The organism is Bacillus sp. SG-1 (assembly GCF_000181495.1).
Taxonomy (GTDB): domain Bacteria; phylum Bacillota; class Bacilli; order Bacillales; family Bacillaceae_B; genus Rossellomorea.
Genome location: NZ_ABCF01000076.1, coordinates 1 through 12105, shown reverse-complemented (window position 1 = coordinate 12105; position 12105 = coordinate 1). Strand labels below are relative to the sequence as shown.

Annotated in this window: 11 protein-coding genes and 2 pseudogenes; 2 read left to right on the top strand and 11 right to left on the bottom strand. The window is 42.3% G+C overall.

The features are described 5' to 3' along the window. The 8 genes from BSG1_RS17055 to rpsU form a co-directional block, all read right to left on the bottom strand. A partial coding sequence (locus tag BSG1_RS17055; protein ID WP_006838426.1) for a PhoH family protein occupies positions 1 to 851 on the bottom strand: 851 nt, incomplete at its 3' end. Between the two features lie 3 nt (positions 852 to 854). Further along, complete coding sequence (gene yqfD, locus BSG1_RS17050; protein ID WP_044023085.1) at positions 855 to 2048, bottom strand: sporulation protein YqfD; 1194 nt, start codon at positions 2046 to 2048, stop codon at positions 855 to 857. Positions 2049 to 2067: 19 nt separating this feature from the next. After that, on the bottom strand, positions 2068 to 2352 hold the full coding sequence (gene yqfC, locus BSG1_RS17045; protein ID WP_006838424.1) for a sporulation protein YqfC: 285 nt from the start codon (positions 2350 to 2352) through the stop codon (positions 2068 to 2070). 67 nt (positions 2353 to 2419) lie between these two features. Further along, a complete protein-coding gene (locus BSG1_RS17040; RefSeq protein ID WP_006838423.1) occupies positions 2420 to 2863 on the bottom strand; it encodes a hypothetical protein in 444 nt (147 codons plus the stop codon). A gap of 30 nt (positions 2864 to 2893) precedes the next feature. Further along, positions 2894 to 3895 carry a flotillin-like protein FloA gene (floA, locus tag BSG1_RS17035; RefSeq protein ID WP_006838422.1) on the bottom strand — a complete coding sequence of 334 codons (1002 nt, stop codon included), beginning with the start codon at positions 3893 to 3895 and terminating at the stop codon, positions 2894 to 2896. Between the two features lie 33 nt (positions 3896 to 3928). Next, complete coding sequence (locus BSG1_RS17030) at positions 3929 to 5251, bottom strand: NfeD family protein (RefSeq protein ID WP_044023084.1); 1323 nt, start codon at positions 5249 to 5251, stop codon at positions 3929 to 3931. Between the two features lie 234 nt (positions 5252 to 5485). Beyond that, positions 5486 to 5938 carry a GatB/YqeY domain-containing protein gene (locus BSG1_RS17025; protein ID WP_006838419.1) on the bottom strand — a complete coding sequence of 151 codons (453 nt, stop codon included), beginning with the start codon at positions 5936 to 5938 and terminating at the stop codon, positions 5486 to 5488. A 14-nt stretch (positions 5939 to 5952) separates the two neighbouring features. Continuing rightward, a complete protein-coding gene (gene rpsU, locus BSG1_RS17020; protein WP_006838418.1) occupies positions 5953 to 6126 on the bottom strand; it encodes a 30S ribosomal protein S21 in 174 nt (57 codons plus the stop codon). 283 nt (positions 6127 to 6409) lie between these two features. Between rpsU and BSG1_RS17015 the strand changes: the two genes are divergently transcribed. Beyond that, a complete protein-coding gene (locus tag BSG1_RS17015; RefSeq protein ID WP_006838417.1) occupies positions 6410 to 7333 on the top strand; it encodes a Na/Pi symporter in 924 nt (307 codons plus the stop codon). Between the two features lie 205 nt (positions 7334 to 7538). Here BSG1_RS17015 and deoC read toward each other — a convergent pair whose 3' ends face one another. Both deoC and BSG1_RS17005 read right to left on the bottom strand, forming a co-directional pair. Next, positions 7539 to 8210 (bottom strand): deoxyribose-phosphate aldolase, encoded by a 672-nt coding sequence (deoC, locus tag BSG1_RS17010; protein ID WP_006838416.1) that lies wholly within the window; start codon positions 8208 to 8210, stop codon positions 7539 to 7541. Positions 8211 to 8391: 181 nt separating this feature from the next. Further along, positions 8392 to 9585, bottom strand: a pseudogene (locus tag BSG1_RS17005) (alpha-amylase family glycosyl hydrolase); the annotation flags it as partial. 299 nt (positions 9586 to 9884) lie between these two features. Here BSG1_RS17005 and BSG1_RS17000 point away from each other — a divergent pair. Next, on the top strand, positions 9885 to 11339 hold the full coding sequence (locus BSG1_RS17000) for an IS1182-like element ISBsp4 family transposase (RefSeq protein ID WP_044023083.1): 1455 nt from the start codon (positions 9885 to 9887) through the stop codon (positions 11337 to 11339). Positions 11340 to 11466: 127 nt separating this feature from the next. Here the strand turns inward: BSG1_RS17000 and BSG1_RS16995 are convergent. Next, a pseudogene (locus tag BSG1_RS16995) lies at positions 11467 to 11946 on the bottom strand (alpha-amylase family glycosyl hydrolase); the annotation flags it as partial. Between the last annotated feature and the right edge of the window lie 159 nt (positions 11947 to 12105).

Here is a 12105-nt window from a genome sequence, read left to right as displayed (position 1 = left end):
TTTTCCGAAGTCACAAGTCCGGATTGCGCCCCCTTTGGCAAATCAACCTGAGATCTGTCCCCATTAATGATCATCTTGGAGTCAAATCCAAGCCTTGTAAGGAACATCTTCATCTGTGCCTGTGTTGTATTCTGCGCTTCATCCAGAATGACAAAGGCATCGTCCAACGTCCTTCCCCTCATATAGGCAAGAGGGGCAATTTCGATAGTTCCCCGTTCAATCAGCCTTTGTGTATGGTCCGCACCTAGAACATCATTCAAGGCGTCATACAACGGTCTTAGATAAGGATCTACCTTTTCCTTAAGGTCACCAGGCAGGAATCCCAGGCTCTCCCCTGCCTCCACTGCGGGCCTTGTCAGGATGATCCTCTTAACCAATCCGTTTTTCAAAGCATGGACCGCCATAACCACGGCCAAGTACGTTTTCCCTGTACCGGCAGGTCCGATGCCGAATACAAGGTCATTGTTACGGATGGCGTGAATATACTGACGCTGCCCCAGTGTCTTCACGCGAATCGGTTTGCCTTTGGCATTTTTGGTTATTTCTTCATTGTATAGATCTTCAAAATATTCCAAGGTACCCTGCTTAGCCATTTGAAGAGCATATGTGACATCCCGCTGGCTGATGTTAATCCCCTTTCGAATGACGAAAAGAAGCCTGTTCAGAATTTCCTGAGCCATTGTGACATTTTGCTCTTCACCTGAAATATATACAGATTCTCCACGGGTAACAATTGAAATGGAGAGTTCGCTTTCCATCGCTTTCAAATGTGCATCAGAAACACCGAATAGTGCAATCGCTTCATTTGGATTATCAAGTTGTATGTTTGTGGTATTTAGTTCATCTGACATTACTCAGTCTCCTTGAATGATTGGTTGTCCGACAGCTATGTCTTCTATTACTTTAAAGTGTACATTTAACCTTACTTTACCATTTTCAATCTGCTGGTGTAAAATTTTTTCCCCGATAACCTCTGCATCTTCAGGAAGACCTGCTTTCAGATTATCTCTTGCAAGCTCTTTAGCTGTAGCGATTGCCTCTTTCCTGGAGTATTCCCGTGTAACGTCTTCCTTCTCTTTTACGGTTTTCTCCATATATGTTAGAGGCATTTCCCACTTAAGGAACTTAACTTTATGTTCACTGATTTCTTCAACACTGTTTTTATAATCTATCTTTCCCCAACCCCAGATCGGTAACCGGAACTTACCGAAGGAAATATAATGCTTTACTTCTTCATTTCCGCTGAACACCTCGAAGTCGGTAGTCAACGGTAATTCTACATTTGTTACATACCACACTTCACCAGATATAACACCCTTTGCCGCAACGGCTTTCTTTTCTTCCTGTTCTTCTTTTCCGATAAGTCCGGAAACCAGCAGCTGGCCTTTTTGGACATAGTCATTCACTTCCACTTGCGGCATTCCTTCCTCCACAAAAACTGCCTTAATGACCGCTTTCTTCTTGGCGATGAGATTCCTCGCTCCTATCTCTTTTTCAGCCTCAGGTTCATTCTTCTCCACTACCTGAAAGTGGTAGGTTGTCCCTTTCAATTCAACACCAACCCAGGTGATATTGTTCATCCGCGCAGAAAGTTCACGTTGGATGGTTTCCACATCAGGAATCGAAAATTGGAATTCACCTTTTTTGATGCCCATTTCCTTCAGCTGCTTTTCAATTTCGTATTGTGTCTGCGGGCTGGCTCCCTTGATACTGATTCCCCAAACCATATTGGACAAAAGCAAAATCAAGAACAGGAAAGAAACTGCCCCTATTAAAAAACCGCTGTTTTTCAACGTTCTTTTCCAAAGAAAAGGGGACCCTTGTCCTCTCAAAAAAGTGACACGGCAGTCAAACCTCCTGACTGCACGCCTGAAATTATGTAAATCATTGAGGGATAAGTAAAAGGTAAAAGTTTGTTCACCCATCTTTCTCACTTGCCAGACAGCAATTTTTGACCTTGTCATTTCATTTATGAACCTCTCGATACCCTTTCCTTCCACTTTTACAAGTACTTTGCCTGTAAAAAACGTAATCCACTGGTTCTTCAAGCCAAACCCTCCTGTTTCTTTACTGATCGAGATATACGACTTCCACGATTTTTCCTTCAAGTAGAATTTCCTCTGGGAGAATCATCTTTATAACAAAAGACTGACCCTTTATGAGAAGCTGTCCTTGTTTCAAAAGAAGGCGCACTTCATTGTCTGTAAAGGTCAGTAGCCCTCTGTGATTTTCTATATAAATGTGAATCTGTCCAATCATGGTGATACGGGGAAGGTCCATCATGACATCTTCCGGAAGGTCCATTGTTCTGGTCATCCACTGGCGTGCTTTTTGAACCCATTTTTTTGCCATACAAAAAGAACCCCCTTTCATCTCATATTTATGAAATAAAAGGGGGTTTCATCACTGTTATTTTATTTTAGCCCCGCCAGTTTCGTTTCTTGGCCCTCGGAGGTCCCAATACTTCTGATAAAACGATCCCTTTGACAAGGTCATCGCTTCCCAGATTCCTGAGATCTACCCTGGAAGCCTTTTTTCTCGCGGGAGAATTGCGTGTTTTCACTTTCACACTTTCGGCACGCTGAGTATAGACTTGTTCCTGAGACTTCAATTCTGAAATCCGTTTCTTAGCCTCTTCTTGTTTCTCAAGAAACTTATTCTTCCCTTGCGTTTGAATTGTTTCAATTCCTTTATCAAAGACGGTTTCGAGATCTTTCGCTGCTTCTTCCCAGACAGGACCGGAATCCGATTCAGGACGTTGAGGACGCGGGGACCGCGGTTCCTGATCGGAAGGATCCCGCTTTACCCTGTTAAAAAGCATGCTGATCAATCCAGCAATGACAAGGAAAATCAGATTTTCCATAAAAAGATCCCCTTTCTCATAAGAGAAGATCTATTCATCCTGTCCCTCTTCATTCTTATCACCAGTCAATTTGCCAATGGAGCCTCTCATCTCTGTATCTGCATCGATATTCTTGTAGTTCATATAATCCATGACACCAATATTCCCGGATCTTAATGCTTCAGCCATAGCCAGTGGTACTTCCGCTTCAGCTTCCACTACCTTCGCTCTCATTTCCTGAACTTTTGCCAGCATTTCCTGTTCATTTGCTACCGCCATGGCTCTGCGCTCTTCCGCTTTAGCCTGGGCGATATTCTTATCAGCTTCTGCCTGCTCAGTCTGCAGCTCGGCACCGATGTTCTTCCCGATATCAACATCCGCAATATCGATCGACAGGATTTCAAACGCTGTACCAGCATCCAGACCTTTCGTAAGAACCGTCTGCGAAATCATATCAGGATTCTCAAGTACTTTTTTATGATTATTTGAAGAACCGATAGTTGAGACAATTCCTTCCCCGACACGGGCAACAATTGTATCTTCACCAGCACCACCGACTAAGCGGTCGATATTGGCTCTTACTGTAATACGTGCTTTTGCCTTCACTTCAATTCCATCCATCGCCACACCGGCAATGAAAGGAGTTTCAATCACTTTAGGATTTACACTCATTTGCACCGCTTCAAGTACGTCACGGCCGGCAAGGTCGATTGCAGCAGCTCTTTCGAACGTTAACTCAATATTCGCACGGTGTGCAGCAATCAAAGCATTCACAACACGGTCAACATTACCGCCAGCAAGATAATGACTCTCCAGCTGATTGATAGTTACCGTCAGCCCGGCTTTATGTGCTTTGATCAGCGGGTTGATGATACGGCTTGGAATAACCCTTCTTAATCTCATCCCTACCAATGTGAAAATACTTATTCTAACCCCGGCAGCAATCGCTGAAATCCACAGCATTACCGGTACAAATGTAAACAAAACTCCCAAGAATATAATGCCTGCTACGACGGCTACTAAAACCAATATTGTGCTTGCATCTAGAACCATTTCATTTCCTCCTTCAAATCAACCTGTTTTCTTTTATTCAATCTCTCTTACAACCGTTTTCGATCCTTCGACTTTAACGACTCTTACCGGTTTATCCTGAGCGATAAAGCTCCCTTCTGTAACCGCATCGATTCTTTCATCATCGATGATGATGGTTCCGGAAGGACGTAAAGGCGTTTTGGTAACACCTGTTGCCCCAATCAACTCCAGACGATTGACATTCGAGACATATCCACTCTCAGTATTCGTAGAATCTTTTAAAATAATTTTATTAAAGAAATTCATCTTTTTACCAAACACTTTCACAAACACCACCATTGCAATGATTGCGACTAATAGCGCTATCAATAATGAGATTCCCATTGTTACCACATTGCCGCCGGCCATCAAAATGCTTCCGATGATGGCTCCTATTCCCAATACTCCGGCAATACCGCCCGGAAGGAAAAATTCAGCAACTATCAGTCCTATCCCAACAATAAACAGAATCAAGGTTTCATATCCTGCAAGACCCGCTACCAAGTGACCGTAGAAAAACAGCAGCAATGACGCCAATCCAATTGAGCCGGCGACACCAAATCCCGGTGAATAGAGTTCAACCACCAACCCTAAGCTTGCAAGCGAAAGAAGAATTGGCACGACAACCGGATTGGTAATGAATCTTGCCAGTGTTTCTGCAAAGCTCTCCTCCACATTCACCACTTCGGCATTTTCCATTCCAAGCTTCTGCAATAGCTCTTCCATGTTGCTTACAGTGCCTTCGGAGTAGCCTACAGATTCTGCCGTTTTGGCATCCAGGGTCAATAGTTCTCCTTTAGCTGCCCCCACTTCGGGAAGGTCAACGGATTTATCAGCCATTGCCAATGCATATTTGGGATCTCTGTCACTTGTTTCAGCTGCACTTTTCATTGCTGCCAGCCAATAACTCTGCGCTTTTTCATCTGCTGAATTACCCGCCTGATCAATGATGGCCGCAGCCCCCATGGTGGCATTCGGCACCATGTAAATTTCATCTGCGTGAAGGGAAATGAAGGCACCTGCTGAAAGAGCACGGTTATCAACAAAAGCAACTGTTTTGATCTCGGTATTGTCCAGCAGCTTCCCGATATTTCCCGCTGCATCCACTAATCCACCAGGGGTGTCAATATGGAAAATGATCGTATCGGCCCCAGCCTCGCGTGCATCATTAATTCCTCTGCTCAAGAAAGCATATAGTCCTTTTTCAACTTCTTTTTCAATTGGTATGACATAGACAAGTTCATCTTGCGCTTTAGTATGGAATGGAAACGAGCCTATTAATGAAACAGCGAGCAGCAACAGCAAACCGCTTATATAGATTTTTCTTAATAAATTCAAATTCTCACCCCTTTCGGCTACCAAGAAAAAAATGACAAGTTGTTTATATTATGTACGAATGCAAACGTAAAAAGTTTCATTTTTTTAATAAGATTTTTACCAGGCTCATAATTTGTGTAAATATGAAGCTTACCATTCAGTGGTGGTGAAGAATTTCCTTCCTGAAGCACCCCACTTCTGAACAGTTCCTTCTCTCCTACAAAAAAATGAGAAGCGGAAAACCGCTTCTCATTTTCATTGCTGCGCTAAATGATTTTGAACAAGTTTATTGACGAGAGCTCCATCAGCTTTCCCTTTAACTTTAGGCATGATAGCCCCCATCACCTTACCCATATCTGCCTTGGATGCAGCACCTGTTTCATCAATCGCTTGTTTGATGATTTCAGACACTTCGTCTTCAGACAGCTGTTCAGGCATATATATTTCGACGTAAGTCAGTTCCGTTTGAATTTTTTCAACGAGATCCTCACGACCTGCGTTTTGAAATTCCTGGAGGGAGTCTTTGCGTTGCTTCACTTCTCGAGAAAGGACAGTCAACTCTTCATCTTGAGAAAGCTCCTGTTTTCCATGCTTAATCGCTTCATTTTGCAATGATGCTTTCAGCATGCGGATAACAGAGAGTTTTTCTTTCTCTTTATTCCTCATAGCTTGTTTCATATCATTATTTAAACGATCGAGAAGACTCATATTTACACCCTCTCTTAGAACTTACGTTTTCTGGCTGCTTCAGACTTCTTCTTACGCTTCACGCTTGGCTTTTCATAGAATTCGCGCTTTCTGTACTCTTGCAAAGTTCCTGTTTTAGAAACTGAACGTTTGAAGCGACGAAGAGCATCTTCAAGCGATTCGTTTTTACGAACAACTGTTTTTGACATCTCTCTTTCCCTCCCTCCGAAACACTGCACTTACATGTAAAGTAAAGACCTTGGCAATTTGCCATCCACTAAGGGCATCTGACAAGCCTAGCTGCCCTTCACTTTGCTGCCTATAAGTACAGCCTTTTACAGAAAGTAATCTTTCTGTATGGATATTTAAATCCATTCACTTTGCAATTATAATATAAGCCTTACATAAGGTCAACAATTTCCGTTTAATTATACTTATAAATAGACATGTATGCCCCTGCTTCCTAATAGAGTATAAAAGGAGGGTGAGGACATGCTTCATTTATTATTATTCCTTTTATTGATTTTTATTTTTTTAATTGGTATGTTTTGGCTGAAAAGCGGTTTATATAATATGGCTGAAGAAAGAATGAGAGGCTTGATCTTTAAATGGACTGATACACCGTGGAAAGGATTGATCATCGGAATTGTCGTTACAGCTATCCTGCAGAGCAGTTCAGCTGTCATGGTCCTCACTATAGGATTTGTTTCTGCAGGGATCCTCACTTTCAGGCAGTCGATAGGGATCATTCTAGGAACCAATATCGGCACAACCGTGACATTGGAAATCATTTCCCTGGATATAGGCCTCTTAAGTCTCCCTTTGCTGGCAATTTCGCTTCTTCTTCTCATCCTTCCAACTAGGAGCACTAACCCATTGGCTCTATCTATTTTTGGACTTTCTTTAATTTTTATGAGCATGCGCGGGTTTGAGGAATTGGCCAGCCCTTTGGCGGATCAGAGCTTCATTCATACACTAATGGAGAAATCCAATGCATCTGCTCTATTTTCTGTCTTACTTGGAATGACTTTAACAGGACTGGTCCAATCAAGCACCGTCATTACAGGGATTGCCATGAGCTTTGTCGATGAGGGGATCATCACTATTTTCTCTGGAATAGCCATTATGCTTGGTGCCAATATTGGTACTTGCGTAACATCATATATTGCAGGGATCGGCAGCGGAAAGGCAACCAAAATGACAGTCTTCGCCCATATCTGGTTGAACGTTTTCGGAGTTCTGGTATTTATCCCTTTCATTCCGGATTTAGGACAGCTTGTAAAATGGGCCGCTGCAAATCCTGAAACACAGCTTGCCCACGCCAGCCTTACGTTTAATGTCATTTGTTCCGTAATCGTCCTGCCTTTTTCCGGTCTATTTGCAAGGATGATTGAAAAACTTCATGGCAGGGAGTGAGGGGGTTCTCACGCATCCTGGCTCATCATGAACTGTTGATGGAACACCCTGACCTTCCTTTATTCCCATTAGGGTGACTCATGAATTCTTTAGGGGGACACCCTGATCTTTCACTACTCCTATAATGCCTCATGAATACCCCGAATAGCATGGGTCATCCCACAACAAAAAAACAACCCGCATAAGCAGGTTGTCTCATCGAATATTAGTAATCAGAGTCGCTTGTCAAACCTTGTACGATTTGGACCCCGGAACTTGCTCCAATTCTCGTTGCGCCGGCTTCGATCATGTTTTGAGCATCTTCCACGCTTCTAACACCGCCAGAAGCTTTGACGCCGATATCAGGTCCAACAGTCTTTCTCATCAGCTTGATATCTTCAATAGTTGCTCCGCCAGTAGAGAATCCAGTGGAAGTTTTTACATAGTCAGTACCTGCTTCCACAGCGAGTCTGCAGGCTCTTTCTTTTTCTTCATCAGTAAGAAGGCTTGTTTCAATAATGACTTTTGTCAGTGCCTTTCCTTTTGCAGCTTCTGTCACTGCCTGGATGTCCTTCTTAACCAAGTCATCATTTCCATCTTTAAGAGCACCGATATTGATGACCATGTCCACTTCTGTTGCGCCTTTTTCAATCGCATCTTTTGTTTCAAAAGCTTTTGTTTCAGAAGTTGTCGCTCCTAGTGGGAACCCGATGACCGTACATACTTTTACATCAGTTCCTTGCAAAAGCTCAGCTGAATATTTTACCCAGCCCGGGTTGACGCAGACAGAAGCAAAATTGTATTCTTTTGCTTCTTCGCAAATTGTCGTTACCTGGTCTTTCGTTGAGTCCGCTTTCAATAATGTATGGTCGATCATTTTCGCAATATTGTTTTCCATAAAAAAACACTCCTCCAACTAGTTGTCCGTACCTCTTTATTTTAACAAAGGTTCAAAGAATATACGAATTTTTCAAGAGATTAAAATCCCGGCATTATGATTCTTAGTGTATCCAAAACAAAAAAAGATCAAGATGGATCCTGATCTTTTTTTAATTAGCTTTTGTGCTTAAAAAAAATCATTAAGACAGTCTATAAACCCTCGCTTCATATGGCTGCAATGTTAGGTTGCTGATATCACTATGCTGCTCTACAGGGTAGTTGTTCAAGACGAGCCCTTCCGAGTTCACTGCAAGTTTTCCAAGTTGAGCTTCCGCTGTCTCTGTTGAAAGATTAGTTATGACAAGGACTTTTTCATTCTCAAGTGTTCTGGTATACGCAAAGATTTGCTCATGCTTAGGAAGAATCAGGTCATAAATGCCGTAAGTGAAAATGTCATTTTCTTTCTTGACGGCGATCATTTTTTTATAGAAGGAAAGAATGGATTCTTCATCTTGTGATTGACTTTCGACATTGATGGTCTTGTAGTTCGGGTTCACTTTCATCCAAGGATTACCTTCTGAGAATCCGCCATTCTTATGATCTGACCACTGCATCGGCGTACGGCTGTTATCTCTTGAAGAAGCCCAGATGATTTCCATGATTTTCTCATGTGATACCCCTTCTTCTCGCTTCAGCTTATAAAGGTTTTTAACCGCTACGTCATCATAATCTTCTATCGAAGGGAACTGAACATTCGTCATCCCGATTTCCTGTCCCTGATAAATAAATGGTGTACCCTGCATCAAGAAATACATGGCAGCCATTGCTGTCGCACTTTCCTTCCAGTACTCCTCATCATTTCCCCATGTGGACACAACACGCGGTTTATCATGGTTTTCAATGAACAAAGCATTCCAACCATCGCTTTCAAGCCCTTTTTGCCAGCGGGTCAGTACCTTCTTCAGTTCAACGATATCGAGATCAGGGTTTGTTTCTGCATCCCATAATCCAAGGTGCTCGAACTGAAAAATCATATCCATTTTCCCTTTTTCCTCACCGACCCAAAGATCTGCCTCATCTGCAGTTACTCCATTTGCCTCACCGACAGACATCACATCATAATTTGCATAAGTTTTATCTTTAAATTCCTGCAAAAACTTATGGATCCCTTTCTGGTTCATATGCATATCAAAAGAAGATACATACTTTTTGTTTTTAGGATTCGGCATGTCAGGCAGGCCTGGACGTTTCTTAATATGGCTGATGGCATCAATTCTGAATCCATCGATCCCTTTATCCAGCCACCAATTCACCGTATCATAAAGCGCTTCACGCACTTCTTCGTTCTCCCAGTTCAAGTCAGGCTGTTTTGTCGAGAACACATGGAGATAATACGAGGCCACTGAAAAAGTCCAAAAAAATAGGAAAAGGCAGAGTCGTTCACTAAAAAGAGCAACCCTGCCTTTTTTACTACCGATTTTACGAAAAAAGTGTTGATTTCCGTTCCAGGTGCACGACTCCGCGGGGCGGGCGTTGAGCCTCCTCGGCTTCGCCTGCGGGGTCTCACCTGTCCCGCTAGTCCCGCAGGAGGTCGCGCACCTTCCACTCCAATCAACGTTGAGAAAAAAGAATACTATCCGCTAATAAAGCCTTACTTTATAATAGAATCATTAATATGAGTGGGTGGCTACCAATGATACAACAACAACAATCAATAACGTTTAGTAAATATATGGATCTTTATGATATTGTCGTTCCTCAGGACAATATGTTACGGAGAATAGTCGATTTAATCGACTTCACCTTCATTTTTGAAGAGTTAAAGGATAAATATTGTCATGATAATGGACGGAATGCGATTGACCCTATCCGGATGTTCAAATACTTATTTTTGAAAACCATTCACGATGTATCAGATGTTGATATTGTTGAACGTTCGAAATATGATATGTCTTTCAAGTATTTCTTAAATATGGCTCCAGAAGAAGCGGTTATTGATTCAAGTTCATTGACTAAATTTCGTAAACTTAGGTTAAAGGACATGAACTTTTTAGACATGCTTGTCAACAAGACGGTGGAGATTGCCATAGAGAAAGAAATCATAAAAAGTAAGTCCATTATTGTCGATGCCACCCATACTAAGGCCCGCTATAATCAAATGAAACCAAAGGAAATCCTCATGGAGCGCTCCAAGAATCTTCGGAAATCGATTTATAAGGTTAACGACGGTATGAAGGATAAATTCCCTGTGAAGCCCAACAATGATGTGTTGGAAGATGAGATCGCCTATTCACCAGGGAGCTTCATTGAGGTAATAGAAAAGGAAGAAACCCTTTTAGAATATCCCAAAGTTAAGGAACAGCTTAATCTTCTGAAAGAAACGGTCGCCGATGATATTGAGCAGCTACAGTCCATGAACGATCAGGATGCCAAAGTGGGACACAAAACAGCAGATTCCTCTTTCTTCGGCTACAAAACCCATCTTGCGATGAGTGAAGAACGTATTATTACAGCCGCAACCATCACCACCGGAGAAAAAAGTGACGGGAAAGAACTGCAGACACTTATTGAGAAAAGTAAAACTGCGGGCATGAAAATTGAGACGGTTATTGGGGATGCGGCATATTCCGAGAAAGACAACATTGAATATAGCAAGGGAAATGGAATCAAATTGGTTTCAAGATTGAATCCTCTAATCACTCAGGGTGCTCGAAAAAAAGAGGATGAATTCGAGTTCAATAAGGATGCGGGTATGTATGTTTGCAAGGCAGGACATATGGCTATACGGAAAGCTAGACAAGGTAAAAAAGGATTAGGTAGAAACCAGGTTGACACCTACTATTTTGACGTGGATAAATGTAAGAGATGCCCTCTCAGAGAGGGGTGCTACAAGGGAGGAGCCAAAAGTAAGACGTATTCCGTTTCCATAAAGTCCGACCAGCATTCCGACCAGGCAAAATTCCAGGAAAGCGATTTCTTTAAGGAAAAAGCAAAAGAACGTTATAAAATAGAAGCAAAAAATAGTGAGTTAAAACACAGACACGGGTATAATGTGGCAGAATCCTCGGGTCTAATTGGCATGGAATTACAAGGTGCGATGGCAATATTTGCGGTAAACATTAAAAGGATTCTAAAGCTAATGGGATAGAAAGAGCATTATGGACGAAGCTTACCAAGAAAAAAGCCGACCCTCCTTCCTTTTTTAGGGAGTAGAGTCGGCTTTTTCTTTATTAATCAACACTATGTTCTAGAAATCGGAAGATTTTCAGTGCCGTCAGATAATACTGGTCTGTTTTTTCGTCATATTCCCACGCAGACCCTCCGAATATGCTTTCCCAGTTGTTCGGCTCTTTTCCATTCTTGCCGTCACGCCAGATATACCAGTCGCGCTTTTCATTATCATTGGAGGAACGTGATTCAATGAACCAGCGATGCTCATCACTTGTATGATTCAGGACTAAATCTATGATTAACTTCATCCCTCTTGAATGTACTTCCTTCAACAGGTTATCGAAGTCTTCCATTGTTCCGAAATCTTCCATGATATCCTGGTAATCTGAAATATCATATCCATTGTCATCATTTGGGGATTTATACATAGGACAGATCCAGATGACGTCAATACCCAGGTCTTTTATATAATCAAGTCTTTGAATGATTCCCTGCAAGTCCCCGATTCCATCACCATTTGAATCCTGAAAGCTTCGAGGGTATATTTGATAGCCAACGGCTTCTTTCCACCATACTTTTTTCATTGTAAAACACCTCATACTAAAGATTTTTAATAGTAAGCTCTTTTCGTACACCTTGTTGATTTTAATAGGCAAAGTGGATTTCCGCTCCAGGTGCGTGACTCCGCGGGGCGGGCGGTGAGCCTCCTCAGCTTCGCTTGCGGGGTCTCACCTGTCCCGCTA

Bases quoted from the DNA above. Each gene is read 5' to 3' on its own strand.
- yqfC (WP_006838424.1), bottom strand. From the start codon at position 2,352: ATGGCAAAAAAATGGGTTCAAAAAGCACGCCAGTGGATGACCAGAACA.
- BSG1_RS17040 (WP_006838423.1), bottom strand. From the start codon at position 2,863: ATGGAAAATCTGATTTTCCTTGTCATTGCTGGATTGATCAGCATGCTT.
- floA (WP_006838422.1), bottom strand. From the start codon at position 3,895: ATGGTTCTAGATGCAAGCACAATATTGGTTTTAGTAGCCGTCGTAGCA.
- BSG1_RS17025 (WP_006838419.1), bottom strand. From the start codon at position 5,938: ATGAGTCTTCTCGATCGTTTAAATAATGATATGAAACAAGCTATGAGG.
- rpsU (WP_006838418.1), bottom strand. From the start codon at position 6,126: ATGTCAAAAACAGTTGTTCGTAAAAACGAATCGCTTGAAGATGCTCTT.
- BSG1_RS17015 (WP_006838417.1), top strand. From the start codon at position 6,410: ATGCTTCATTTATTATTATTCCTTTTATTGATTTTTATTTTTTTAATT.
- deoC (WP_006838416.1), bottom strand. From the start codon at position 8,210: ATGGAAAACAATATTGCGAAAATGATCGACCATACATTATTGAAAGCG.
- BSG1_RS17000 (WP_044023083.1), top strand. From the start codon at position 9,885: ATGATACAACAACAACAATCAATAACGTTTAGTAAATATATGGATCTT.